Source organism: Synechococcus sp. PCC 6717, from assembly GCF_022698185.1.
In the GTDB taxonomy this organism is placed as follows: domain Bacteria; phylum Cyanobacteriota; class Cyanobacteriia; order Thermosynechococcales; family Thermosynechococcaceae; genus Thermosynechococcus; species Thermosynechococcus lividus.
This window is the reverse complement of sequence record NZ_JAKLTV010000028.1, coordinates 1-25,481: the sequence shown is the minus strand read 5'-3', so window position 1 is coordinate 25,481 and position 25,481 is coordinate 1. Positions and strand designations below refer to the sequence as shown.

At 54.2% G+C, this 25,481-nt stretch carries 24 protein-coding genes; 17 read left to right on the top strand and 7 right to left on the bottom strand.

The genetic code is table 11. From position 1 onward, the window contains the following. Positions 1-12: 12 nt before the first annotated feature. The 5 genes from L5470_RS10765 to L5470_RS10745 form a co-directional block, all read right to left on the bottom strand. Positions 13-462 carry an ATP-binding cassette domain-containing protein gene (locus L5470_RS10765; protein ID WP_499500022.1) on the bottom strand — a complete coding sequence of 150 codons (450 nt, stop codon included), beginning with the start codon at positions 460-462 and terminating at the stop codon, positions 13-15. Further along, entirely contained in the window at positions 463-768 is a 306-nt protein-coding gene (locus L5470_RS10760) for an FHA domain-containing protein (RefSeq protein WP_499499961.1), read from the bottom strand. A gap of 73 nt (positions 769-841) precedes the next feature. Then, positions 842-1,072: a helix-turn-helix domain-containing protein gene (locus L5470_RS10755; protein ID WP_499499959.1), complete on the bottom strand. Its 231-nt coding sequence runs from the start codon at positions 1,070-1,072 to the stop codon at positions 842-844. Between the two features lie 25 nt (positions 1,073-1,097). Beyond that, positions 1,098-1,463, bottom strand: coding sequence for a response regulator (locus L5470_RS10750; protein ID WP_499499957.1), 366 nt, complete (start codon positions 1,461-1,463; stop codon positions 1,098-1,100). A gap of 41 nt (positions 1,464-1,504) precedes the next feature. Further along, positions 1,505-1,852, bottom strand: a complete 348-nt coding sequence (locus L5470_RS10745) for a YbaB/EbfC family nucleoid-associated protein (RefSeq protein ID WP_099798900.1) — start codon at positions 1,850-1,852, stop codon at positions 1,505-1,507. 99 nt (positions 1,853-1,951) lie between these two features. Here L5470_RS10745 and L5470_RS10740 point away from each other — a divergent pair, with 99 nt between their 5' ends. Further along, the gene (locus tag L5470_RS10740) at positions 1,952-3,646 is read left to right on the top strand and encodes a DUF655 domain-containing protein (protein WP_499499954.1); all 1,695 of its coding nucleotides are present in this window, start codon (positions 1,952-1,954) and stop codon (positions 3,644-3,646) included. 32 nt (positions 3,647-3,678) lie between these two features. Here L5470_RS10740 and trxA read toward each other — a convergent pair whose 3' ends face one another. Continuing rightward, the gene (gene trxA / locus L5470_RS10735) at positions 3,679-3,993 is read right to left on the bottom strand and encodes a thioredoxin (RefSeq protein ID WP_448515407.1); all 315 of its coding nucleotides are present in this window, start codon (positions 3,991-3,993) and stop codon (positions 3,679-3,681) included. Positions 3,994-4,298: 305 nt separating this feature from the next. On the opposite strand from trxA, the gene topA reads away from it, so the two are divergent. Together topA and L5470_RS10725 are read left to right on the top strand one after the other, a co-directional pair. Next, positions 4,299-6,962 carry a type I DNA topoisomerase gene (topA, locus tag L5470_RS10730; RefSeq protein ID WP_499499952.1) on the top strand — a complete coding sequence of 888 codons (2,664 nt, stop codon included), beginning with the start codon at positions 4,299-4,301 and terminating at the stop codon, positions 6,960-6,962. Between the two features lie 5 nt (positions 6,963-6,967). Next, on the top strand, positions 6,968-8,572 hold the full coding sequence (locus L5470_RS10725) for a B12-binding domain-containing radical SAM protein (RefSeq protein ID WP_499499950.1): 1,605 nt from the start codon (positions 6,968-6,970) through the stop codon (positions 8,570-8,572). A 302-nt stretch (positions 8,573-8,874) separates the two neighbouring features. On the opposite strand, the gene L5470_RS10720 is transcribed toward L5470_RS10725, so the two are convergent. Next, the gene (locus L5470_RS10720; RefSeq protein ID WP_499499948.1) at positions 8,875-9,102 is read right to left on the bottom strand and encodes a hypothetical protein; all 228 of its coding nucleotides are present in this window, start codon (positions 9,100-9,102) and stop codon (positions 8,875-8,877) included. Between the two features lie 453 nt (positions 9,103-9,555). On the opposite strand from L5470_RS10720, the gene L5470_RS10715 reads away from it, so the two are divergent. The 14 genes from L5470_RS10715 to rnhB all read left to right on the top strand — a co-directional run bounded on the left by L5470_RS10715 (position 9,556) and on the right by rnhB (position 25,309). Next, positions 9,556-10,212 (top strand): DNA methyltransferase, encoded by a 657-nt coding sequence (locus L5470_RS10715; protein ID WP_499499946.1) that lies wholly within the window; start codon positions 9,556-9,558, stop codon positions 10,210-10,212. Beyond that, positions 10,196-11,743 carry an Eco57I restriction-modification methylase domain-containing protein gene (locus tag L5470_RS10710; protein WP_499499944.1) on the top strand — a complete coding sequence of 516 codons (1,548 nt, stop codon included), beginning with the start codon at positions 10,196-10,198 and terminating at the stop codon, positions 11,741-11,743. Before L5470_RS10715 ends, L5470_RS10710 begins: the two co-directional genes overlap by 17 nt. Beyond that, entirely contained in the window at positions 11,736-14,261 is a 2,526-nt protein-coding gene (locus L5470_RS10705) for a GIY-YIG nuclease family protein (RefSeq protein ID WP_499499942.1), read from the top strand. The genes L5470_RS10710 and L5470_RS10705 overlap by 8 nt, the downstream gene beginning before the upstream one ends. A gap of 349 nt (positions 14,262-14,610) precedes the next feature. Continuing rightward, on the top strand, positions 14,611-14,901 hold the full coding sequence (yidD, locus tag L5470_RS10700) for a membrane protein insertion efficiency factor YidD (protein WP_499499940.1): 291 nt from the start codon (positions 14,611-14,613) through the stop codon (positions 14,899-14,901). 93 nt (positions 14,902-14,994) lie between these two features. Further along, positions 14,995-15,936, top strand: coding sequence for an AAA family ATPase (locus L5470_RS10695; RefSeq protein WP_099798653.1), 942 nt, complete (start codon positions 14,995-14,997; stop codon positions 15,934-15,936). Between the two features lie 83 nt (positions 15,937-16,019). After that, the gene (locus tag L5470_RS10690; protein WP_499499938.1) at positions 16,020-17,387 is read left to right on the top strand and encodes a DUF58 domain-containing protein; all 1,368 of its coding nucleotides are present in this window, start codon (positions 16,020-16,022) and stop codon (positions 17,385-17,387) included. A gap of 700 nt (positions 17,388-18,087) precedes the next feature. Further along, positions 18,088-18,210 carry a hypothetical protein gene (locus L5470_RS10685; protein WP_257790478.1) on the top strand — a complete coding sequence of 41 codons (123 nt, stop codon included), beginning with the start codon at positions 18,088-18,090 and terminating at the stop codon, positions 18,208-18,210. Positions 18,211-18,245: 35 nt separating this feature from the next. Continuing rightward, entirely contained in the window at positions 18,246-19,607 is a 1,362-nt protein-coding gene (gene accC, locus L5470_RS10680; protein ID WP_499499936.1) for an acetyl-CoA carboxylase biotin carboxylase subunit, read from the top strand. Further along, entirely contained in the window at positions 19,607-20,683 is a 1,077-nt protein-coding gene (murG, locus tag L5470_RS10675) for an undecaprenyldiphospho-muramoylpentapeptide beta-N-acetylglucosaminyltransferase (protein WP_499499934.1), read from the top strand. The genes accC and murG overlap by 1 nt, the downstream gene beginning before the upstream one ends. A 20-nt stretch (positions 20,684-20,703) precedes the next feature. Next, positions 20,704-21,192, top strand: a complete 489-nt coding sequence (locus L5470_RS10670) for a low molecular weight protein-tyrosine-phosphatase (RefSeq protein ID WP_499500021.1) — start codon at positions 20,704-20,706, stop codon at positions 21,190-21,192. Continuing rightward, positions 21,192-22,211: a phosphoribosylformylglycinamidine cyclo-ligase gene (purM, locus tag L5470_RS10665; RefSeq protein WP_499499932.1), complete on the top strand. Its 1,020-nt coding sequence runs from the start codon at positions 21,192-21,194 to the stop codon at positions 22,209-22,211. The genes L5470_RS10670 and purM overlap by 1 nt, the downstream gene beginning before the upstream one ends. A gap of 117 nt (positions 22,212-22,328) precedes the next feature. After that, the gene (locus L5470_RS10660) at positions 22,329-23,285 is read left to right on the top strand and encodes a UDP-glucuronic acid decarboxylase family protein (RefSeq protein WP_448513928.1); all 957 of its coding nucleotides are present in this window, start codon (positions 22,329-22,331) and stop codon (positions 23,283-23,285) included. Between the two features lie 13 nt (positions 23,286-23,298). Next, the gene (locus tag L5470_RS10655) at positions 23,299-24,678 is read left to right on the top strand and encodes a UDP-glucose dehydrogenase family protein (RefSeq protein WP_499499930.1); all 1,380 of its coding nucleotides are present in this window, start codon (positions 23,299-23,301) and stop codon (positions 24,676-24,678) included. Positions 24,679-24,685: 7 nt separating this feature from the next. Then, the gene (rnhB, locus tag L5470_RS10650) at positions 24,686-25,309 is read left to right on the top strand and encodes a ribonuclease HII (protein WP_499499928.1); all 624 of its coding nucleotides are present in this window, start codon (positions 24,686-24,688) and stop codon (positions 25,307-25,309) included. Positions 25,310-25,481: the final 172 nt, after the last annotated feature.

The window sequence follows — 25,481 nt, the reverse complement described above, 5'->3', positions numbered from 1 at the left end:
GGGGTACCTCCCTTAGTGCAGGGTGTCAATGAGAACAACGGTGCAGCCATCATTGGCTAGACCCCGCAGTAAGCACATGACCTCTGCTTCGGTGCCCGGATCCAAACCGGAGGTGGCCTCATCTAGAAAGAATAAGCTGGGTTTGGTCAGCAATYCCACACCAATAGAGACCCGCTTTAGCTGACCGCCACTCAAGTTTTTGATAGGGACATCGCGGCGATCGCTCAAGCCCAAAATGGCCATGACCTCTACAACCCGCTGCTCACGCTCACGGGGAGTTACATCGGCAGGCATCCGCAACTGAGCGGCAAAGTTCAAGGCTTCTGCCACGGTTAATTCTTTGTGGACAATATCTTCTTGGGGGACGTAGGCAAACTCAGACCGGTAGGCATCAAAATGGCGGTAAAGGTCGTTGCCGTTAATGAGAACCGTACCACTGGAGGCGGGGGTAAAGCCTGTCAGTTAGCCAATAAAAAATGTGTCGCCATCCTCGAGATGTTTATGGTTGACGGGGCGATCGCCAAAAAGCAACCCTAATTTACTTCCTAAATCCTGAATGGTGTAGCCTGTATCAGTTTTACTGATTTCAAAATGGTGCCGCGAAATGGTGGGATAGGAAATGACAATTTCATTGTGGGGCGATCGCCCCGCTCGCATTCGCGGTTGACTTAGGCGAATCTCTTGGACTGACGCTGGCGTTGTAATTTGTAAAACTGGCCACTCTTCATCGGGGGCTAAAATTGTTGCTGCATCGCTCTGAGATGTCATGGGACACACGCTCAACGCACGGATAAACAGGTCTCCTTTACAGTAGCAACTGCTCCGATAAGCGTGTGGGTAGTTATACCAAGCCGTTACGAAGTGCAACAACCGCCGCTTGAACGCGATCGTCCACGGCCAGTTTATTTAAGATACCCCGGACATGGGTTTTAATCGTATTGGGGCTGAGGAACAGCTTGCCCGCAATTTCTGGGTTGCTATAGCCCTCCACCATTAACCGCAATACATCCAACTCCCGCGGAGAGAGGGAATGCTCAAGTTGGGGATGAACTGGTCGCAAGTGCTGAATCACGTGGCGGGCAATTTGCGGATCTAGGTTAGGTGGCTCCCTCGCAGGCAGCGGCGATCGCCGTCACTAATCGCTCCACTGTAACCCCCTTAATACAATAGGCATCAGCGCCACTAGAAAGGGCAGCAACTGCTTCAAGGGCGGACTGATGGGACGTGAGCATCACCACATGAATCTCTGGTAACTCTTGCTTAATGCGCTGCGTTGCCGCAATCCCATCTAAGCCAGGTAGGCCAATATCCATGACCACAACATCCGGTCGCAGCTCTCGTGCCAAGCCCACACCGCGATAGCCATCCTCAGCAAAGCCCACCACCGTAAACTGCCCTGCTAGAGACTGCTCTAGCCCCAACTGCATCATGGGGTCGTCTTCCACAATCAGAATACGCAGCACGATAGCCTCCACAGTGAGATGGCGGGCAGGAACGGGCTAACTCAACCTAAACCAGACACATTCAAGCCACCAGTCAATTCTTCCATCCGTTCTCGCATGGTGGCGGTGGACTTCTGGTAGGCATCTTTCATCGCCGCAGTCACCAGATCAGAGAGAACCTCTGCCCCTTCGCTGAGCAGTTCGGGGTTGATTTCCACCCGACGCGGCTCTTGGGTGCCGCTCATAATCACCTTGACTGCTCCCCCCGCAGCTTGACCCTCAATATCCATTTGTTCAAGGTCTTCTTGGAGTTTTTTGGCGCCTTCTTGAACCTGCTGTGCTTTTTGGATGGCCGCGGCCAACTCTTTCATTTTGCCCAGACCAAAGCCAAATCCTTGTCCCTGTGCCATATGGTTGCCTTTATCGATAGCGGACTATTGCCTGCTATCTTATCAGCAAGTGAGAAGCTAGGTAAAATGCGGGTTTAGCCACGGCAGGAATAATGGGTAATGGGGTTGATGCTCTTGGGGAATGCTCTGCGCCGCTACTGGCGTTATCTGGCGCTGTTTTGTATAGGGGTGCTCCTTGCCCTCGTGGTGCTGAGCCAGTTGCGCTCCAGTCCGTTGGTAACCACGTCCCTAGAGCCGCTGCCGCAACACCCCCAGATTGCGGTGCATATGAATCACTCCCAAGCCCATCGCTATCGGGAACCCTATCGCCCCTACACCCGCGACGGCGAAGATCTCGAGGCCATTCTTATCGAAGCGGTTAAGGCAGCGCGTACCCGTATTGATGTAGCTATCCAAGAGTTTCGGCTACCTCATTTAGCCAAGGCACTGGCAGCTAAACAGCAAGCGGGAGTGCCGGTGCGAGTGATTATGGAAAACACCTATACCGAGCCGTGGGCAACCTATAGCCCAGCGATGGTGAATCGGCTGGATCCGCGAATGCGGCAGCGCTATGATGACTGGCACGCCTTAGTGGATACCAATGGCGATCGCCATCTTAGCCCCCAAGAGCTAGCGGAACGCGATGTTTTGACGATTTTTGATCAGGCTCACGTGCCGTGGCTCGATGATACTGCCGATGGCTCAAAGGGCAGTATGCTCATGCACCACAAGTTTATGGTGATTGATCATCAGCGGGTGGTGGCCACAACGGCAAACTTTACCCTCAGCGATATTCACGGCGATCTAGGCCGACCGGAAACCCGTGGCAATGCCAACTCGCTACTGGTCATTGACAGTCCAGCGGTGGCGCAACTATTTACCGAAGAATTTAACATCATGTGGGGGGATGGGCCAGGGGGCAAGCTGGATAGCCGCTTCGGCGTGCAAAAGCCCCTCCGGCCAACGCGACAGGTACAGGTGGGGGATGCGATTGTGGCGGTGCGCTTTTCTCCGACCTCGCGATCGCGCCCGTGGGCAGAGTCCACCAATGGTCTGGTTGGCCGATGGCTGGCCAGAGCACGGCACGCCATTGATCTGGCTTTATTTGTCTTTTCGGATCAAGAGTTGTCCGACGTGCTTGAGGCACAACACCAGCGGGGAGTCACCATCCGTGCCCTGATCGATGAGGATTTTATCTACCGCGATTTTAGTGAGGCGCTAGATATGCTGGGGGTGGCCATGGCAAACACGGCTCAAGCGGGGCGCAGCCAATGCTACTACGAAGCGGGGAATCGACCTTGGCAGACTCCCCTTACGACCGTGGGAACCCCAACCCTTCCCCAAGGGGATAAGCTGCACCACAAGTATGGACTGATTGATCGTCAGACCGTCATTGTTGGCTCCCATAACTGGTCTGAGGCGGCCAATCGCGGCAATGATGAATTCCTGCTGGTGATTGAGCACCCGACCGTTGCGGCTCACTACGAGCGAGAGTTTGAGCGGCTCTACGCCAACAGCCGTTTAGGATTGCCCCCCCAAGTGCGCGATCGCATCGCCCAACAACTGGCCAAGTGCGGCGGGGKCATTGAAACGCGCTCCCCATCGAGAACCACTGGCAGCAGTACCCCCAAGATAAATTTGAATACCGCCACCGCGGCTGAGCTACAAACCCTACCGGGGATTGGCCCCAAACTGGCGGCAGAGATCCTGAAGGCACGGCAGAAAAAACCCTTTACATCTTGGGCAGAGGTGGACGCCGTTCCGGGGATTGGACCTAAACTCATAGAGCGGCTGCGAGAGCACGCCACATGGTAGCCCCCTCACGCAGGCTGATGCTCTCAAGCAGCCTACAGTCGCCGAATGGCATCAATCAATACTTCAGGTGGCTGAACCCCTTCCCACCGCTGCACTTCCTGACCACGGTAAAAGAGTAGGAGCGTAGGTAAGGACTGAATCCGGTACTGGCTTGCTAGTTGTGGGTAACGTTCAGAATCTATCTTAACGATCTCAACCGCTGTTTTAAGATGCTGCTTCACCTGATCAAGAATTGGCACCATCATCCGGCAGGGGCCACACCAGTCTGCATAAAAATCAATGAGGAGTGGCTGGGAGGTATGGGAGATCAGATCATTGAAGCTGCTAAATTGTCGTGTTGTGGCCATGGCATTATCCTTAGGACAACCTCTATGTTCCATGTTAGATGCCAGCCAACTGACCTGGGGCTAACTCCCCATCGGCAACTCCAACCCCGTGGTTAGGTAGTCCTGCTAGGTTGCCTGCCATTTCTAGTGCCTTAATTCCAGCCGTACAGACAACAAAAGACAACAATAGACAGCTAGGGTACGCTAAGTTATGGATCAAGGTCTTGCCCCTTTGCTCCCCATGATAGGGTGAGATAACATCACTCAAATATAATGCCCTGTCCTATACTTGAGTGTGCTTGAGAGCCTATTCCGCAGCGTTTGCCATGTCCACCCTTGTTATTGTTGAATCGCCCACCAAAGCCCGTACTATTCGCAAGTTCTTGCCCGCGGACTATCGCGTTGAAGCCTCCATGGGACACGTTCGGGATCTTCCCCGCAGTGCTGCCGATGTACCCGCAGAATTTAAGGGGGAAGAGTGGGCGACCTTGGGCGTGAATGTGGCCGCAGGCTTTGAGCCACTGTACATCGTCCCTAAGGATAAGCAAAAAGTTGTTAAGGAACTAAAAACAGCCCTTGAGAACGCCGATGAGTTACTCCTAGCAACTGATGAAGACCGCGAAGGGGAAAGTATTAGTTGGCACCTACTGCAACTTCTCAACCCTAAGGTGCCCGTACGGCGCATGGTCTTTCACGAGATTACCGATGAGGCGATTCAAGCTGCCCTCCGCAATTGCCGCGAGGTGAACCAGCAACTCGTGCGCGCCCAAGAAACGCGGCGAATTCTAGATCGCCTAGTGGGGTACACCCTATCCCCCCTGCTGTGGCGCAAAATTGCCCCCCATCTGTCGGCGGGGCGGGTACAGTCTGTGGCGGTGCGCCTACTCGTGCAGCGGGAGCGGGAGCGCCTAGCCTTTCGTAAAGGTCAGTTTTGGGATCTCAAGGCGGTTCTTGATCAGCGGGGAACTCTATTTCCAGCGCGGCTTGTGAGTGTGGGTGGGCAGCGGGTGGCTGCGGGCAATGATTTTGATCCGGCCACTGGGCAACTGCGTCATCCCAACGCTGTCCTGCTGCTGGATGAGGCTGCGGCTAATGCCCTGCGCGATCGCCTCTTGACGGAAACCTGGACGGTTAGCGAACAGGAAGAGCGCCAACAAGTCCGCAAACCTGCTCCCCCTTTTACCACCTCTACGCTGCAACAGGAGGCCAACCGCAAGCTGCACCTTTCAGCGCGCGAGACAATGCGGATTGCCCAAAAGCTTTACGAGGAGGGCTATATCACCTATATGCGTACCGACTCGGTGCATCTGTCGGAGCAGGCGATCGCCGCTGCCCGCAGTTGTGTTGAAACCATGTACGGTAAAGCCTTTCTTTCCCCCCAGCCCAGGCAGTACACCACCAAAACCAAGGGTGCCCAAGAAGCCCACGAAGCCATTCGCCCTGCTGGCAGCCAGTTCCGCACCCCCCAAGAAACAAACCTGCGGGATCGCGAACTAGACCTCTACGAACTGATTTGGAAGCGCACCGTTGCCACCCAAATGGCCGATGCCCGCCTCACTCTCTTAACGGTGTCCATTACTGCTGGCGATGCCCTCTTCCGGGCCCACGGCAAACGGATTGATTTTGCGGGCTTTTTCCGTGCCTACGTCGAAGGCTCCGATGACCCCGATGCTGCCCTCGAAAGCCAAGAAGTGGTTCTGCCGCTGATGCAGGTGGGAGAGATTCTGCGCTGTCAAACCCTCGAAAGTGCGGGGCACGAAACGCAGCCTCCGCCACGCTACACCGAGGCCAGCTTAGTCAAAGCTCTAGAACAAGCAGGAATTGGCCGCCCCAGCACCTATGCGACCATCATTAGCACCATCCAAGACCGAGAGTATGCCCTGCGTCGGGGCAATGCACTTGAGCCAACCTTTACGGCTTTTGCGGTTACCAGCCTCCTTGAAAAATACTTCCCCGACTTAGTGGATATAAACTTTACTGCCCGGATGGAGCAAACCCTTGACGATATTTCTACCGGCGAGGTAGAGTGGCTGCCCTACCTAGAATCGTTCTATTTGGGGGAGCAGGGTCTAGAGCAGCAGGTCAAAGAGCGCGAGCGCACCATTGAAGCGACAGAAGCCCGAGCGATCGCCCTGCCGGAACTGAACGCTGAGGTGGTGGTGGGTCGGTTTGGACCGTTTATTGTTTACCAAAATGGCAATGGTAGCGAACCCATCAAAGCCTCCCTTCCCCAAGATGCAACCCCCGGAAGTCTGAATCGTGAACAAATCGAGCAACTGATCCGCCAAAAGCTCGAAGGCCCCGATAAGCTGGGGGTACACCCAGAGACAGGCGAACCCATCTTTTTGCTCACAGGGCGATTTGGCCCCTACGTACAACTGGGGGAAGCTACCGCCGAGAACCCCAAGCCCAAGCGCGCCTCATTGCCTAAAGGGGTTAGCCCCGATGAAGTGACCCTCGATTTGGCAGTGACCCTTTTATCATTACCGCGCACCCTTGGGGTACATCCAGACTCCGGCAAGCTTATTCAAGCGAATCAGGGGCGATTTGGCCCTTACATTGTGCTAGATCCCGATGGCGAGAAAGAGTACCGCTCCCTCAAAGCCGAAGATAGCGTCTATACCATTACCCTTGAGCGGGCGCTGGAACTACTGGCGATGCCAAAGTCAACCCGTGGCCGCGCCAAAAAGCAAGTTCTTGCGGTGTTAGGCAACCACCCTGAAACCGATGAGCCCGTGCAAATTTTTGATGGTCCCTACGGCCCTTACGTCAACCACGGTAAAGTGAATGCCGCGTTGCCCGATGGTGTGAGTGTTGAGACCATAACCCTTGAGCAAGCCCTGCCACTGCTTGCCGCTAAGGCACCGCAAAAGACCTCGCGGCAAAGGGGGAGTGCAACTGGCGCAGCCGGGAAAACCCGAAAAACTAAAAGTGCACCTAAAACAACAAAAACAACAAAAACGGCCTCGCGTAAGCGGGGGTCTGCCTAGCGCCTGTGAACCATCCCTTCACTGCGGAAACGTACCTTTTTGAGCCAGCACACCCCAACAGTGATGCATTACAGGTGATTTATGGCTTTCCCAACACCTACAGTGTTGGCATTACTAGCTTGGGCTATCAGCTGGTGTGGGCCACCTTAGCCCGCCGCCGAGATGTTGCCGTCAGCCGCCTATTTACCGATGTGCACGAACCCCTCCCCCGGCATCCAGAGTTGGTGGGGTTTTCTCTCTCGTGGGAACTGGATTATGCAAATCTGTTGGCGCTTCTAGAGCAGTTAAACATTCCTATTTGGCAGCGCGATCGCCACGAGGGGCATCCCCTTATCTTTGGCGGCGGGCCAGTGCTAACGGCAAATCCTGAACCCTTTGCCGACTTTTTTGATGTGATTCTCCTAGGGGATGCCGAACCCCTGTTAGAGCCGTTTTTGACCACCGTTGCCCACGAACGAAGCGCACCTCGCCAGACGCAGTTACACCGTCTTGCTCAGGTTCCCGGCCTCTATGTTCCCAGCCTTTACACCGTTACCTATACCAGCCCCAGGGGTGACATCAACGGGATTGAACCCACCCAGCCCTCTGTGCCGAGAGTGGTGCAAAAACAAGTCCATCGGGGACACACCTTAGCCGCTTCGACTGTGGTGACCCCTCTTGCAGCGTGGGAGAGCATTTACATGGTGGAGGTGGTGCGCAGTTGCCCAGAACTGTGTCGCTTTTGCTTGGCAAGCTATCTCACCTTACCCTTTCGCACCCCCAGTATCGAGACGCTGATTCCGGCGATTGAGCGCGGCTTGGCAGTGACCGATCGCATTGGCCTGCTGGGTGCCTCTGTGACCCAACATCCAGAATTTGTTGCCTTGATGGACTACCTAAGCCAGCCCCAATTTGCACAGGTGCGTCTGAGTATTGCATCGGTACGCACAAATACGGTAACAGAAGCATTGGCGCAACTGCTGAGCCAGCGGGGTACCCATTCCCTGACCATTGCGATTGAAACGGGGTCTGCCCGTCTGCGGCACGTGATTAACAAGAAACTCGAGACTGAGGAAATCCTCGCAGCTGCCACCCACGCTCAAGCGGGAGGACTCAGGGCGCTCAAATTCTACGGCATGGTGGGGTTACCCACAGAAACCACTGCCGATGTTGAGGCCACGGTGGCTTTATTTCAAACCCTCAAGAAAACAGCGCCGCGCTTACGCTTCACCCTTGGCTGTAGTACCTTTGTTCCCAAAGCGCAAACACCGTTCCAGTGGTACGGGGTACAACCCTTGGCGGAGAAACGTCTTAAGTTTCTCAAAAAAGAACTGGGGAAGCTGGGGGTGGAGTTTCGTCCAGAGTCCTATAATGATTCCCTCATTCAAGCCTTGCTCTCCCGGGGCGATCGCCGCTTGGCACCGTTGCTAGAGCGCGTTCGCCATTATGGCACGTCTTTGGGCAGCTATCGACGCAGCTTTAAGGAGTTGCAGGGGCAGCTTCCTGAGCTGGATGACTATATCTGGGCTGATTGGCCGCAGGATAAGGTTTTACCGTGGCAACATCTCCAAAGTGGGTTGCCGGCGAACACCCTTGCTAAACATGCGGCGGTTGCTTTGCAGGTGTCTTAGCAGCTCAGAGGCTAAGGAGTTTTAATGACACGGCAGGCTAAATAACGGCCAATGCCATAGCCCAGCCACTCTAGGTCTTGCGGTGTTAAGTAAACTACTCCCAGCTAAAGCAGGGAGCTTTCAGTAGCCCTGCAGTTAGCAAGCCAACCGCGAGCCTCTGGGGTGGTTTACAACACCCCCAATCGACCGTTACCAGTGCCTTGACCAACCGTTTCTGGTGTCCGCAGTATTATTATACCCTAAGGCAACTAAAGTTGCTAAAGGAGCTTTCTTCCCCGTACTGAAGTACGAGGCTTCCAGCCTTACCCGTTGTGAGACTGGGCTTCCTCTAGTTCGATGGTTTGCGTTCCGGCTCGAATGATCATCTTGGCAGTCACTTGTTCCCGCTCGCCATCGCGGTTGCGATAGAACCCCTTGGGCTGCACTTCCACCTGTTCGATGGCAGCTACGGGAAGGACTTTAGACCGCTGCCAGCGCAGCCCTAAAATATGCTGGTGAAATCGCACCTCTGTTGGGGTAATGGCGAGCACTTGGGAACCAAACAGGGTATGGAGAATGGTGCCAATGAGTTGTCAGTGCGAATCATAGGTTTACGGATTATGATAAAGCAATTGTACCAGCATAGTGTGAGACTCAAACCCTACGGACCCTGTTTCGGAGCCATCAATATCGAATCTGATCGGAAAACCCCGTCTGCTTGCGGCGGAGAGTATGTCAATAACTCTCCAATAGATTAAGCTAATGTGCTGATGCCAGTCGCGATCGCCACACAACGTTAAGCTACCAGCGCCAGAGTTGTGCCCAGTTAAGGTTGTCGGTGAAAGGTCGGTGGGTAGCAGAGGCGATCGCTGCAAAAATTTACACAACATAACAAGAACAAATCACTGCTTCCGACTTACAGCTATACTTTCGAGCATTACCCAAAACTACTAGTAGCGGGTGAGATTAGCCGTTAGCCCTGCTACGATGAACATGCAAAAGCAATGATGTCACATGTAAAATCCAAGCACCGCGTCGCCCAATACGGCGAGGTGCTGACGCCAAGGCATATCGTCAATGCGATGCTCGATCTCGTCAAGCAAGAGACTGAGCGGATTGATTCGCGCTTTCTCGAACCTGCCTGCGGGACGGGTAACTTCCTCCTTGAAATCTTGGAACGCAAGCTAAGAATGGTCGAGAAGCGCTACAGCAAGAGTCAATTGGACTATGAGCGCTACGCCATCCTAGCCCTATCGTCCATCTACGGCATCGAGCTTCTGGAAGACAACGCCGAGGAGTGCCGCAAACGTCTTTTCGAGGCCTTTGATGCGGCGTACACGCGGCTTTTCAAGACCAAGGCTAAAGAGCAGTGCCGGGAAGTTGCGCGCTATATCTTCAAACACAACATTGTTCACGGCGACGCCCTTACCCTAAAGACCGTAGGCGAGAACCCTCAACTGATCGTTTTTTGCGAGTGGTCGCTGGTTAACGGCAGCATGATCCAGCGGCGGGATTTTGCCTTCCATGAATTGGTGAATCATGGCTCGATGCGGGAGCTTCCCCTTTTTTCCGACCTTGGCGAGGAAGTGTTCATCCCTGAGCCGGTGAAGGAGTATCCGCCCGTCCATTTTCTTGAGGTAGCCCATGCCTACGATGACTAGCTACAACCCCGATGTGCTTTTGTGTCTGGCCAATCTCTCCAGCGACGAGGTCTTCACCCCGCCGCAACTGGCCAACCAGATGCTCGACCTCCTGCCGCAGTCGCTCTGGAGCGATCCCGAAGCCCGCTTCCTCGACCCAGCCTGCAAGACCGGCGTGTTTCTGCGCGAGATCGCCCGGCGGCTCGACAAGGGGCTGGAAGCGCAAATCCCCGACCGGCAGGAGCGCATCAACCACATCATGAAGCACCAGCTCTTCGGCATCGCCATCACGGAGTTGACTGGACTCATGTCCCGGCGTTCTCTATACTGCTCCAAGATTGCCAACGGCAAGTACTCGATCTGTACCACCTTCGATACCCCTCAAGGCAACATCCGCTTCCGGCGCATCAAGCACACCTGGGAAAATGGCCGATGTAAGTTTTGCGGGGCGAATCAGGCAAACTACGAGCGCGGTGAAGAGCTGGAGACACATGCTTATGAATTCATCCACACCGAAAACCCGGAGGAGATATTCAATATGAAATTCGATGTCATCATCGGCAACCCGCCGTATCAGTTGAGTGATAGTGGATATGGAGCGAGCGCAGTCCCTATTTACCAAAAATTTGTCCAGCAAGCCATGAAACTTAATCCGCGCTTCCTGACGATGATCATCCCTTCTCGCTGGTTTGCGGGTGGACGCGGTTTGGATAATTTTCGCAAAAGCATGTTAACCGACAATCGTTTGCGCATACTCGTGGATTATCCTGACGCAACAGAATGCTTCCCTGGAATAGACCTCAGCGGCGGTGTTTGTTACTTTTTKTGGGACAGAGAGAACAAGGGTTACTGCAGGATCACAAATATTGTTGAAGGCAAGTCTTGCACTTTGGAACGCCCATTGCTTGAAAATGGAGCAGATGTTTTTATCAGATACAATGAGGCGATTCCAATTCTTCACAAGGTATTCGCCTTCAAGGAGAAAAGCTTTAGTGAGTATGTAAGTACGCAAAAACCTTTCGGCCTGCGAACATATGCTAAAGGAAAAAGCAAACCCTTTCCAAATTCCATTAAACTTTATGGAAGTACAGGTGTCACTTACATTTCAAATGATGAAGTTACCCAGAACGTTGGATGGATAAACAAATATAAGGTCTATATTTCAGCGGCTTATGGAGAAAGAATTGCTAAATCCTACTGGGTAACAGGCAAACCTTTTTTAGGCGAACCGCAAACTTGCTGTTCAGAAACTTATCTTGTGGTGGGACCGTTCGCGTCAAAGCGTGAATGTCTTAATGTGATGAGTTACATCCGCACAAGATTTTTCCGTTTCCTGGTTTTGATGATCAAGAATACTCAACACGCCCCACAAAAAGTTTATTCCTTCGTTCCCATGCAAGACTTCAGCAAGCCATGGACAGACGAAGAACTCTACAAGAAATACGGCTTGACCGAAGACGAAATCGCCTTTATCGAAAAGATGGTTCGCCCGATGGATGCCGGCACGGAGCCAGACGAGATGGAAACTCACACGGAGCCGGACGATGAGTAAGGACTTTTTCCCGCCGCGGCCGCAGGTACAACCCAAAATCTATGCCTACGAGGACACTAACCCGCAGTATACTGGCCTGCTCAAAATAGGCTACACCACGAAAGATGTCCGGGAGCGCGTGGCGGAACAATACCCCACGCTTCGGCCTGGGCCACTTCCCTATCGCATTGTCCTGGAAGAGCCGGCCATGCGCAGTGACGGCACGGTGTTTACCGATCGAGATGTCCATCATATGCTGCGCAACAACGGCATTAAAAATCTAAAAGGCGAGTGGTTTCAGTGCACCGTCGAGCAGGTAAGAGCGGCGATTGTGGCCGTGCGGGAAGGTCAACTGTTTGAAGAACAGCGGTCGTTGGACTTCACGATGCGGCCGGAGCAGGAAGCCGCGGTTGAGAAAACGATGGCGTATTTCCAGGCCTATCGTCGCGAGAACAACAAACCGCCGCATTTTCTCTGGAACTGCAAGATGCGCTTTGGCAAGACCTTTGCCGCCTACCAACTGGCCAAGCGGATGGGCTGGAAGAAGATTCTCGTCCTGACCTTCAAGCCGGCGGTGCAGAGCGCCTGGGAAGAAGATTTACGATGTCATATTGATTTTCAAGGCTGGCAGTTCATCGCCAGCAAGGACGTCCCGACGTGCGGTGCCCCGTTGTATGACAAGAACCGCCCAATCGTGTGCTTCGGCTCGTTCCAAGACTATCTAGGCCGCAATCCCAACACCAACGGCATCAAAACCAAAAATGAGTGGGTGCATGCCACGCATTGGGATTGCGTGATTTTTGACGAATACCATTACGGCGCTTGGCGCGAAAAGGCCAAAGAGCTGTTCGAGGCCGAGGATAAAAACGAGCGCAAGTTCGCTGAAGGCGAGGGCATCGAATACTTCGATGAAGACATCCTGCCCATCACCGCAGACCATTATCTCTACCTTTCCGGGACGCCATTTCGGGCCATTGCTACCGGTGAGTTCATCGAGGAGCAGATTTACAACTGGACCTATTCGGATGAACAGAAGGCCAAGGAAGAGTGGCAAGGGCCAAATAATCCTTACGCTGTCTTGCCGCGCATGGTGCTGATGACCTATCAGTTGCCGGATGCCATCCGGGAAATTGCCATGCAGGGGGAATTCAATGAGTTCGATCTGAATCTGTTTTTCGCGGCGGAAGGAATGGGCCATCAAGCACGCTTCAAGTATGAGGACGAGGTGCAGAAGTGGCTGGACCTGATTCGRGGGGCGTTTCTTCCCGCCAGCATCGACAACCTCAGGCTCGGCGCGCAGAAGCCGCCGCTACCCTTTTCCGATGTCAGGCTTTTGAGTGTGCTCTCCCATACGCTGTGGTTCTTGCCGAGCGTCGCTTCCTGCTGTGCCATGCGCAATCTGCTCAGGCAAAAACAGAACAAGTTCTATCATGATTACAGAGTCATCGTCGCCGCGGGCAGTGCCGCTGGGATCGGCCTTGCCGCATTGCCGCCAGTGTTGGAGGCGATGGACGACCCCCTCAAGACGAAAACCATCACGCTTACCTGCGGCAAACTGACTACCGGGGTCACGGTCCGTCCCTGGACAGGCATCTTTATGCTGCGGAATTCCTCCAGCCCGGAAACCTATTTCCAGGCGGCTTTTCGGGTGCAGAGTCCGTGGGGCATCAGAAATGCCGATGGTGCATCGCCCAATGAGGAACTGATCCTCAAAGAGGAATGCTATGTTTTCGACTTCGCCCCGGAGCGTGCCTTGCGGCAGATTGCAGATTATAGCTGCCGCCTCAATGTCAATGAGGACGACCCAGAAAAGAAGGTGGAAGAATTCATCCGTTTCCTGCCGGTGCTGGCTTACGACGGTAGTTCCATGAAACAGATCGATGCCGCCGGCGTTCTGGACATGGCCATGAGCGGAACTACGGCGACCCTGTTGGCGCGACGCTGGGAAAGCGCCCTGCTGGTGAATGTGGACAACGACACCCTGCGGCGGCTGATGAACAATGAGCAGGCCATGCAAGCCCTGATGAGGATCGAAGGATTCCGGAACCTCAACCAAGAGATTGAAACCATCATCAACAAATCCGAAGCCGTGAAAAAGGCCAAGAAAGCGGCGAACGACCGGGAACTTGCCCCCGGCGAGAAGAAAGAATTGACGAAAGAGGAGAAGGAGTACAAGAGCCTCAGGAAGAAGATTCAAGAGAAACTGATCAAATTTGCTACGCGGATCCCCGTCTTTATGTATCTGACAGATTATCGCGAAAGAACTCTCAGGGACGTGATCACGCAATTGGAACCGAGCTTGTTCAAAAAGGTAACCGGGTTGACGGTCAAAGACTTCGAGCTGTTGGTCAGCCTCGGCCTTTTCAACAGTGCTCTGATGAACGATGCGGTGTACAAATTCAAGCGCTATGAGGACCCAAGCCTCACTTACACAGGTATCAACCGGCATGAAGGAGAAGACATCGGGCTTTACGATACAGTCTTGCGGCGGTCAGACTACGATGCGGCATTGGTAGAGGTGAAATTGCAAGAGGCTTGAAAAGTTCAGCTAACAAGGGGTTGCAGCCGACGTTGCTACACATCAAGATGATTGGCGCGATCGGCGCTGGCAGTCGCACTTAGTGAGAAATTTATTAGCGTATTAGCGATTATTAGCGTATTAGCGATCGCGCCACAACGAGAGATAACAAATCACTGCACCCGACTGAGAAGTATACTTTTACTTTGGTCATTACCCAAAACTACTAGTGGCAGGKGAGTTCAGCTGTTGTACCTTAGCTTGGGAAAATCTAATGGAAACTGCGGTTATTGTTGTGGGTTATTTTCTGCGGCTACGCTTGGCTGTTGTATGCTGTGGACATACCGTTTGAATACCACTGTCAATGCTAATGGTTAACTGGGTGAGCACCCTCCTGATTGGATTGATCCGCGCTTATCAGCGGTGGATTTCGCCGCTGTTTTTACCGACCTGTCGCTATACACCTACCTGCTCTAGCTATGCTGTTGAGGCGATCGCCCGTTTTGGGCCGTGGCAAGGCACCTATTTAGCGGTAAGACGCATTTTGCGCTGCCATCCCTTTGCCGCCGGTGGGTATGATCCAGTCCCTGAGGCATCGTCCCCAGAGCAGTCGCGAGGCGATCGCCCCACACCCTGCGATCAGCACTCAGAACCGCACTGACCCTGAACTGCGGATTGCGGATCCGGATTTTCTCTTGCTGAGGGATGTTGCGCTGAGGTTTATGATAAAGGAGTCTGTTTTCGCTCTAATTGCGTGAAAGAGCTTTTTACGACCCTACAGCAGCGGCTCAGTGAGATTGTTATTGGTCAAGCGGCGATCGCCAACGGCCTTTTAGTGGCACTTCTAGCTGAGGGACATGTTATTCTTGAAGGCGTTCCCGGCACTGCCAAAACGCTTTTAGTAAAGTTACTCGCGCGGTTAATTCAAGCCGAATTTCGCCGCATTCAACTCACGCCCGATGTCTTGCCCGCCGATATTTTGGGCACCAGTATTTTTGACTTTAATAGCCGCACCTTCCGCCTGCGTAAAGGCCCGATTTTTACCCAAGTGCTGCTGGCAGACGAAATTAATCGCACGCCGCCAAAAACCCAAGCTGCCCTATTAGAGGCAATGGAAGAGCGGCAAGTAACGCTTGATGGCACAACCCTGCCATTGTCAGGACTGTTTTGGGCGATCGCCACCCAAAATCCCCTAGAGTTTGAAGGCACCTATCCCCTGCCGGAAGCCCAGCTAGATCGCTTTCTTTTTAAGTTGGTGGTGCCCTACCCCGCCGCCGCCGCTGAGCGGCAAATGCTAGATAATGCCCTTGAGGGGTTCGAGGCACGGAATCTAGACCAGCTCAATTTGGTACCCCTCGTCACGGTGGATCAGGTGCTAGCGGCACGGCAGCAAGTGCGGCAAACCCACGTAGAGCCACCCGTGTTGGACTACTTGTTAGCCTTGGTGCAGGCCAGTCGGCAACATCCAGAACTGTTGCTGGGGGCATCCCCGCGGTCTGCCATTGGTTGGTTACGCGCCACCCAAGCCCAAGCATGGCTAGAGGGACGGGAGTATGTGACCCCCGAAGACGTGAAAGCGATCGCCGTGCCGCTGTTGCAGCACCGCCTCATTCTCAAACCCGAAGCGCAACTGGACGGCACCACCGTTGAGCAAGTGATTCACGGTATTCTTGCCAAAGTACCTGTGCCCCGATGAGTGTCTCCGCTAGCTATCGTTTTGGAGCTCACCGACCACGGGTTGTTCCCACAACCCGATTTTATGGCCTGTTGCTCCTAGGCATGATATGGCCGGTACTGACCAGTTTCCTGCCCCCAGAGCTACTGCCCCTGTCATCGCTGCCGCGGGGGGAACTGCGGCAATTGCTCAGTTACTGGCCCGTTGGGTTAGGGTTAGTGCTGATGGCGCTCTACGATCTCCTTGTAGGGGCACTGACCCTCTGGGACTATTACCAATCGGGTCAATGGCAAATAACCCTGCAACGACAGTGCGACCCTCGGCTTTCGATTGGTCGCCAAAATCCCATTCACCTAATTGTGCAGATAGGAGCCAGCCTTCCCTTGACGGCCACGACTCGCGTTGAACTGTACGATCACGTCCCCGCCGAGATACAGAGCGAGGTTCCGTATTTTCTTTTCAATGCAGTGCCCAACGGTGAGCTAACCCTGCTCTACCATGTGTTCCCACCACGACGGGGAACCTTTACGTGGTCTGGCTGTGATGTGCGTCTGCGCAGTCCGTGGGGCTTAGCGTGGCGGCAGTGGTTTGCAGCTCTCAACACCAACGTAGACGTGTATCCCGACCTAGTCGGGTTGCGATCCCTGTCCATTCGTCTCAGTCTTGAGTCCAGCGGCAGCCTACGGCGACGACGGCACGCCCTTGGGGGCACAGAATTTGCTGAACTGCGGGACTACCACCTTGGAGATGATCTGCGGATGATAGACTGGAAGGCGACCGCGCGGCGCGGGCGACCCCTCGTGCGCGCTATGGAGCCAGAGCGAGATCAACTGCTGATTATTCTGTTGGATCGCGGTCGCTTAATGACCGCCACCGTCGCTGGCTTAAAACGGTTTGACTGGGGCTTAAATGCTGCGTTGGCACTCGCCTTAACTGGGCTGCGGCGCGGCGACAAGGTGGGACTTGGGATCTTTGATAAGCAACTGCACACATGGCTTGCCCCCCAAAGTGGTGATTCTCATTTGGGGCATATTCTTAGCCATGTGTATCAGTGCGAACCTGTTTTTGAAGAGTCTGACTACATGGGTACCGTTAGTGCCATTTTAGGTCACTACACCCGCCGTGCCCTTGTGGTTGTGCTCACGGAAATTATTGACGAGGTAGCATCTCAAGAGTTGCTCGGAGCAATGGCGCGGCTCACCCCCCGCTTTTTACCCTTTTGCGTGGCGCTGCGCGATCGCCACATTGAATCCATTGCCCACCAGCCCCTGACCCCCCAAGCAATCGATGTGCCCGATCAAGTTACTGCCCTGTACGAACAGGCGGTCGCGCTGGATCTGCTTCATCAACGCCAACGAGCGTTTGCGCGGCTAGAGCAACAAGGTGTACTGGTATTAGATGCCCCCGCCGATCAGATCAGTACCCTGCTCGTAGATCGCTATTTACTCCTGAAGGCACGTGGCCGCCTCTAAGGGGTGGTATAACCATGAGTAAGCAAATATCGGCGACTGAAGCCAAGCACATTATGGGCTGACTGCAATCTATGGATCAGACGCTAGAACTCCATAATGTAAAAAATACCAAAGCTTGCAAGCACGGATAGATTCAAAGTCGATCCTTCAAGATAATTTTTTCGTATTGGCATCAGGCTGCAACAGTTGTGGACTAGAACATACTAGAACTTGACTTCTCCCCTCTTTGAAAGAGAGGGGATTCCCAAAGGATGCTACGCAACGGGCTGAAGCCACATTGCTTCGCTTTTCCCTTGAGCTGTCACCCACAACTTAATGCGGGTGGGAGCAGTCAAAGACCCCCTACTCACCTCAAGCATTCCTGCTATTGGGACTACGTTTATGTTTCGGTTTGTGGTTTCGCTCTTTTCAACACTAGCCAATTCGATACGCTCAACATCCTGCCATTGCTTGCAGTGGTTTAGGCTTGCCGCCAAAGCGGTAGTGACTTACTTGCCTGGATTTCTCCGTACTAGGATGTTTCTTCGCGTAGTTGATACGCCTACTTTCCACGTCTCTAGTTTAACACATAGAGAGGGCTAAAGCCCCCTAGTTGGCTGTATCTCCTCGCTAAAGCGGAGGGGTTTTAGCCCGCCCACATCACTCCTATAACAGTTCTTGCCTGATCATAGGCATACTGCGCCAACATTGACACTCTGCTATGCCAAATCTCAGGCGCTGGGCACAAGCTCGTCGTTGCTGGAGTTTTCGCGTTAGGGAGCGGTATCCTAGCGATCTGAGCAGTGCCGAGGATGAAGGGGCGTGGGTTCACGCTCCATGGTAGCATTAAGGATCGCTTCCCCCCTATCGTTCTCGGTCATGGCATTTACAAAAATTCTCATCGCGAATCGCGGCGAAATTGCCCTACGCATCCTGCGTACTTGTGAGGAGATGGGGATTGCCACGGTGGCGGTGTACTCGACGGTGGATCGCCATGCCCTACATGTGCAACTGGCGGATGAAGCCGTTTGTATTGGTGAAGCTCCCAGTGGTCGCAGTTACCTGAATATCCCCAACATTATTGCGGCGGCGCTGACCCGTCATGTGTCGGCCATTCATCCGGGCTACGGATTTTTAGCGGAAAACGCCCGCTTTGCTGAAATTTGTACTGACCACAAAATTGCGTTTATTGGACCCAGTCCAGCGGCAATACTGGCAATGGGAGATAAATCCACCGCTAAAGCCACGATGCAACAAGTCGGGGTTCCTACGATTCCGGGGAGTGAGGGGTTGGTTCACGATGAAGAGACGGCTCGGGCGATCGCCAGTAAAATTGGCTATCCCCTCATGATTAAAGCCACCGCAGGCGGGGGTGGGCGCGGTATGCGCCTGGTGCGATCGCCCGAAGAATTGGGTCGCTCCCTCAGTGCTGCCCAAGGCGAAGCGGAAGCAGCGTTTGGCAATGCGGGGGTGTATCTAGAGCGCTTTATTGAGAATCCTCGCCACATTGAAGTGCAGATTCTCGCCGATAGTTATGGCAACGTCATTCATTTGGGAGAGCGGGATTGCTCGGTGCAGCGGCGCCACCAAAAACTCCTTGAAGAGGCACCCAGTCCAGCCCTAACACCAGAGCTACGCGCCAAGATGGGTGCTGCTGCGGTGGCGGCTGCCAAGGCCATTGACTATGTGGGGGCTGGCACCATTGAGTTTTTGCTAGACAGCCACAACAATTTTTACTTTATGGAGATGAATACCCGCATTCAGGTAGAGCATACCGTTACTGAAATGATTACGGGGCTGGATCTCATTGCCGAGCAAATTCGCATTGCCCAAGGGGAAGCCTTACGGCTCACACAAGCTGATGTCAACTTAAGAGGGCACGCCATTGAATGCCGGATTAATGCCGAAGATCCCGAGCGCAACTTTCGCCCTCACCCCGGTCGCATTAGTGGCTATCTGCCACCGGGTGGGCCTGGGGTGCGCATGGACTCCCATGTTTACACCGACTACGAAATTCCACCCTACTATGACTCCCTCATTGGTAAGTTAGTGGTGTGGGCCAGCGATCGCCCCGCGGCCATTGCCCGCATGAAACGCGCCCTGCGCGAATGTGCCATCACCGGCGTTCCCACAACGATTCCCTTCCACCAGCAGGTAATGGAAACGCCAGAATTTCGCAGTGGCGTGGTTTACACAAACTTTGTGGATAAACTCATGACCACCTTAGGCTGGAACACCTAATGGCCACGCCGCCGAAGCTGCTGATTGCCGCCAGCGGTACCGGGGGACATCTCTTTCCTGCCCTCGCCGTGGCCGCCACTCTCACGGACTATGAGATCCATTGGCTGGGGGTGAGCCACCGCCTAGAAGCAGACCTTGTGCCCCAGCAGTATCCCCTGCACACGATTAACTTTAGTGGCATGCAGGGGAAAACACCCTGGGCAAAACTACGACCCCTGTGGCAGTTCCTTGGAGCATTTTGGCAAACCCGGCAGTTGCTCAAAACCGGTCAGTTTCAGGGGGTCTTTACGACGGGTGGCTATATTGCTGCCCCTGCGATCCTTGCGGCGCGGAGCTTAGGGTTAGTGACCATTCTCCACGAGTCTAATGCTCTACCTGGCAAAGTGACCCGCGCTTTAGCGCCGTGGTGTACCGTGGTGGCCTTAGGAACCCCTGCCAGCCTGCCCTACCTTGCAAAACGCAAGGCTAACCTGCGGGTCACGGGTACGCCAGTCCGACCCGATATTCTTCATCCTGGACCATTGGATCTGCCGATTCCACCAAAGGCTCCCCTCATTCTGGTGATGGGGGGCAGCCAAGGTGCCGTGGCTATTAACCGTCTGGTTCGGGAGGCCGTGCCTCAGTGGCTAGCGGCGGGAGCATGGGTGGTGCACTTGACTGGCCAAAACGACCCGGAGGCAACAGCCGTGCAGCATCCCCACTATGTGGTGTTGCCTTTTTTTGAGCCTATGGGGCCACTGTTACACCGCGCTGATCTTGCCATTAGCCGTGCTGGTGCGAGTGCCCTCACAGAACTGACCCTCACGGGTACCCCCGCTCTATTGATTCCCTATCCCTACGCCGCAGAGGATCATCAAACCGTCAATGCTCAGGTGTTGGTGAGCGCAGGTGCTGCGGACATGATTCCCCAAGCTCAACTTACGGGCGATCGCCTCGGACAAATCATTTTAGAATGGCTAGGGCAGCCGCAAAAACTGCAACGGATGGCGGCCAATGCCCGGCGCTTGGCCGTGCCCGATAGCACCCAGCAGGTCGCTGGGCTGATCCGCTCCCTGATTCCACCTGTTGAACCCTAAAACCAGCCAAATTTATGCCAATTCGACTGTTGTTTGTTTGCCTTGGGAATATCTGCCGCTCTCCTGCTGCTGAAGGCATTATGCAAGATCTCGTGGCCAAAGCAGGGCTTGCGGATAAGATCCAGTGTGATTCTGCGGGTACCAGTAACTTCCACATTGGCGATCCTCCCGATGCCCGAATGGTGATGACCGCCCGGCAGCGCGGCTTACACCTGAACAGTCGAGCACGCCAGTTTCACCACGGCGATTTTGAAGAATTTGACCTCATCTTAGCCATGGATCGGGACAACTATCAGGATATTCTCCGCCTTGATCCGGAGGGAAACTACCGCGATAAAGTGCGTTTGATCTGTGACTTTTGTCAGCAGCACACCACCAAAGATGTCCCCGACCCTTACTACGGGGGTCGCCAAGGCTTCGAGAAGGTCTTAGATTTGCTAAACGATGCCTGTGCCGGACTGTTAACCTACCTTCAGCAGACCTATCCCCAACTACAGGAGCAGCCTTGATGGACTATCGCACCGCAGGAGTTGATGTGGCAGCAGGGCGGGCATTTGTGGAGCAGATTCGCCCCCTTGTGCAACGTACTCAGCGACCAGAGGTGGTGGGTCGCTTAGGGGGGTTTGCCGGACTGTGTCGTCTGCCGAGTAACTATCGCCAACCGCTACTGGTCTCAGGCACCGATGGGGTAGGCACCAAGCTGAAGCTAGCACAAACGCTGGGTCGTCACGATACCGTGGGGATAGACTTAGTGGCGATGTGTGTGAACGATGTCCTCACCTGTGGAGCAGAACCCCTCTTTTTCTTGGACTACATTGCCTGTGGTCACCTCAGTGCCAACATCCTGACAGCGGTGGTAGCCGGGATTGCGAGCGCCTGCGAAGCAGCAGGCTGTGCCCTCCTGGGGGGGGAAACCGCAGAGATGCCCGGCTTCTATGGTGAAGGGGTCTATGATCTCGCTGGTTTTTGTGTTGGGGTGGTCGAAGCAGATCAGGTACTGGATGGCTCGCAAGTACAACTGGGGGATGTGGTGCTGGGGCTAGCGAGTTCAGGGCTTCACAGCAATGGCTTTAGTTTAGTGCGTAAAATCGTGGCAGATCGCCAGTTGAGTTGGCAGGAGACCCCCGTGGGCGATCGCCCCCTTGGAGAACTGTGCCTAGAACCAACACGGCTGTACGTACAGCCCATTCGCGCTGCTTTGAAGGAACAAATTCCCCTGCACGGTATGGCTCATATTACCGGCGGTGGCCTGCCCGAAAATTTGCCCCGCTGTTTGGGGCACGGCCAGTCTGTGGTGGTGAACCTAAACTCATGGCCAATTCCACCGCTGTTTCAGTGGCTTGGCAAGGTGGGGGAGGTCAGCCAGCAGGAACTGTTGAATACCTTTAATATGGGCATTGGCTACACCGTCATTATCCCCCCCGCCGCAGTAAAAGACGCACAGAACTGTTTTGAGCGCTTTGGCATTGCCAGCTACGAAATTGGAACCGTGATCAATGGTGATGGCACCTTGACGTTCTGCCCCTAACAGGTTTAACGCCAGTCTTACGCCCACTGCCCAGTGAACTCATGCTACTCTGAACAAAGGTTGCAGAGCCGCAGCCAACCTCATCATGCTCTTAATAATCTTGATAATGAACTAAAAATGCGTATTCTTGTAACCGGCGGCGCGGGTTTTATTGGTTCCCATCTTGTGGATCGGCTGATGGAGGCTGGCCACGAGGTGATTTGCTTAGATAATTATTTTACCGGCACTAAGCGCAATATCCTACGGTGGCTGGGTCACCCCAACTTTGAGCTGATTCGCCATGATGTCACCGACCCTATCCGTCTTGAGGTCGATCAGATTTACCACCTTGCCTGCCCCGCCTCGCCGGTGCATTACCAGTACAATCCGGTCAAAACCATTAAAACCAACGTCATGGGCACCCTCCACATGCTAGGGCTAGCCAAGCGAGTCAAGGCACGGTTCCTGTTGGCCTCCACGTCAGAAGTCTATGGCGATCCGCTGGTGCATCCTCAATCAGAGTCCTACTGGGGGCATGTGAACCCCATTGGTATTCGCTCGTGCTATGACGAGGGCAAGCGGGTTGCTGAAACCCTCGCCTTTGACTACCACCGTCAAAACAATGTAGCGGTACGAGTAGCACGGATTTTTAACACCTATGGCCCGAAAATGCAGGTTAATGATGGCCGCGTTGTCAGTAATTTTATTGTGCAAGCGTTGCAGGGAACTCCCCTCACGGTCTATGGTGATGGCTCTCAGACCCGTAGCTTTTGTTACGTGAGCGATTTAGTCGAAGGACTCATTCGGTTGATGAACAGCGAGCACACTGGCCCTGTGAACTTGGGGAACCCTGACGAATATACGGTTCTGGAGCTCGCCCAAAAAATTCAAGCCCTGATTAACCCCAGTGCTGAGATTCAGTTTAAGCCCCTCCCCAGTGATGACCCGCAACGCCGCCGCCCCGATATTACGGTGGCGCGAACCCTGTTGGACTGGCAGCCGAGTGTGCCGCTATCGGAGGGTCTGCGCCGCACGATTCCAGACTTTGCCGAGCGGTTAGGGGTGCCCTATACGCCTATGATGGTCGAAGTTTAGGGAGGCAGAGACAATGCGGGTTTGTGTCATTGGCACGGGCTATGTGGGCTTGGTCACTGGGGTGTGCTTGGCCCATATCGGCCATGATGTGATGTGTATTGATAACAACATCGATAAGGTCAAGCTGCTGCAGCAGGGGGAGTCGCCCATTTATGAGCCAGGGTTGACGGAGCTGTTACGGGGGTGTATTGCCAGCAACTGCATTCACTTCAGTAGTGATCTGGGGGCAGGGGTGGAATTTGGCGAGGTGCTGTTTATTGCGGTGGGGACGCCCTCCCTCCCCAATGGCGAAACGGATACCCGCTATGTCGAGGCGGTGGCGCGGGGGATTGGTGCCCACCTGCATCTGGGCTACAAAGTCATTGTCAATAAGTCCACGGTGCCCATTGGTTCTGGCGACTGGGTGCGGATGATTATTCTCGATGGGGTGGTGGAGCGAGAACCGGAGCTAGCGGATGCCATTAAAGCGGGTGCCACCCACCCTCCGTTAGATTTTGATGTGGTGAGTAACCCAGAATTTTTGCGGGAAGGCTCGGCGGTTTACGATACCTTTAACCCCGATCGCATTGTCTTAGGGGGCAGTAGCCGCAAGGCCATTGCTCTGATGCAGGAGCTTTACGCACCGATCATTGAGCGCAAGTATGCTGCAGATCCCAATGCGCCCCCTGTGCCTGTCCTAGTGACGGATCTCAGTTCGGCGGAAATGATTAAGTACGCGGCTAATGCCTTTTTGGCCACCAAAATTAGCTTTATTAACGAAGTTGCCAATATTTGCGATCGCGTCGGCGCGGATGTGGTGCAAGTGGCCAAGGGAATTGGCCTAGATTCGCGCATTGGTGAGAAGTTTTTGCAGGCGGGGCTAGGCTGGGGCGGCTCCTGTTTTCCGAAGGATGTTTCTGCCTTAATCCATACTGCTGATGACTATGGCTATGAAGCGCAATTACTGAAAGCAGTGGTACAGGTGAACCAACGCCAGCGCTTTTTGGTGATCGAAAAGTTACAACAGGTTCTAAAAATTCTGAAGGGCAAAACCATTGGCTTGCTCGGGCTTACGTTTAAGCCCAATACTGACGATCTGCGGGATGCCCCTGCTCTTCACTTAATTGAGGAACTGCATCGCCTTGGTGCCAAGGTGAAGGCGTACGATCCTCTAGTGTCCCAGACGGGGCTGCGCTCGGGTCTGTCTAACGTGATTGTGGAAACGGATCTGCACCACTTGGCAGATGGCTGTGATGCCTTGGTTCTGGTGACGGACTGGCCGCAGTTTCGTGAGGTGGATTATGGCGCTGTTGCCAAGGTGATGCACCAACCCGTGATTGTGGATGGCCGCAACTTTCTAGACCGCAAAGCCCTAGAGGGATTGGGCTTCCGTTATCTGGGGATCGGGCATTAAGGCAGCCATGCCAACGGTAGCCTATGAACAGCAGTACTGGCAGCAGGGCTATTCCCGTGTTGCTGGTGTAGATGAAGTGGGGCGGGGGTGCTTGGCAGGGCCGGTGGTGGCAGCAGCAGTGATTCTGCCGCCGAACTGTGCCACCATTGCTGGGGTACGCGATTCTAAGCGGTTAAGCCCAAAGCAGCGCGATCGCCTCTTTACCCTCATTCAACAGCAGGCGATCGCCATTGGGGTCGGCATGGCCAGTGTTGCGGAAATTGATGAGGTGAATATTTTGCAGGCTACGTACCGGGCAATGGTGCGCGCCCTTGAGCGGGTTGCCCCGTGGGATTACGGGTTGATTGATGGCAAACTTAGCAAAACTGCGCCTTTTGAGCGGGCGATTGGGATTGTGGGGGGCGATCGCTACTGTTATAGTATTGCCTGCGCCTCTATCATTGCCAAAGTCCGGCGCGATCGCTTCATGGCGCGGCTGAGCCACCGCTATCCTCTCTACGGTTGGGAGCGGAATGTAGGCTATAGTACCCCCCAGCATCGCCGCGCCCTCCTGCAGCAGGGTGTAACGCCATGGCATCGGCGCTCCTTTCTCAAGCAGTACGGGGAGCACGCATCTCCCCTACCGTTATAGGAGTGATGTGGGCGGGCTAAAACCCCTCCGCTTTAGCGAGGGGATACAGCCAACTCAGGGGGCTTTAGCCCTCTCTATGTGTTAAACTAGAGACGTGGAAAGTAGGCGTATCAACTACGCGAAGAAACATCCTAGTACGGAGAAATCCCGGCAAGTAAGTCACTACCGCTTT

Coding starts and splice junctions, on each gene's coding strand:
- L5470_RS10760 (WP_499499961.1), bottom strand. CDS start 768: ATGACATCTCAGAGCGATGCAGCAACAATTTTAGCCCCCGATGAAGAG.
- L5470_RS10745 (WP_099798900.1), bottom strand. CDS start 1,852: ATGGCACAGGGACAAGGATTTGGCTTTGGTCTGGGCAAAATGAAAGAG.
- trxA (WP_448515407.1), bottom strand. CDS start 3,993: ATGGCCACAACACGACAATTTAGCAGCTTCAATGATCTGATCTCCCAT.
- topA (WP_499499952.1), top strand. CDS start 4,299: ATGTCCACCCTTGTTATTGTTGAATCGCCCACCAAAGCCCGTACTATT.
- L5470_RS10715 (WP_499499946.1), top strand. CDS start 9,556: ATGATGTCACATGTAAAATCCAAGCACCGCGTCGCCCAATACGGCGAG.
- yidD (WP_499499940.1), top strand. CDS start 14,611: ATGGTTAACTGGGTGAGCACCCTCCTGATTGGATTGATCCGCGCTTAT.
- L5470_RS10690 (WP_499499938.1), top strand. CDS start 16,020: ATGATATGGCCGGTACTGACCAGTTTCCTGCCCCCAGAGCTACTGCCC.
- L5470_RS10685 (WP_257790478.1), top strand. CDS start 18,088: ATGCCAAATCTCAGGCGCTGGGCACAAGCTCGTCGTTGCTGGAGTTTT.
- accC (WP_499499936.1), top strand. CDS start 18,246: ATGGCATTTACAAAAATTCTCATCGCGAATCGCGGCGAAATTGCCCTA.
- murG (WP_499499934.1), top strand. CDS start 19,607: ATGGCCACGCCGCCGAAGCTGCTGATTGCCGCCAGCGGTACCGGGGGA.
- purM (WP_499499932.1), top strand. CDS start 21,192: ATGGACTATCGCACCGCAGGAGTTGATGTGGCAGCAGGGCGGGCATTT.
- L5470_RS10660 (WP_448513928.1), top strand. CDS start 22,329: ATGCGTATTCTTGTAACCGGCGGCGCGGGTTTTATTGGTTCCCATCTT.
- L5470_RS10655 (WP_499499930.1), top strand. CDS start 23,299: ATGCGGGTTTGTGTCATTGGCACGGGCTATGTGGGCTTGGTCACTGGG.
- rnhB (WP_499499928.1), top strand. CDS start 24,686: ATGCCAACGGTAGCCTATGAACAGCAGTACTGGCAGCAGGGCTATTCC.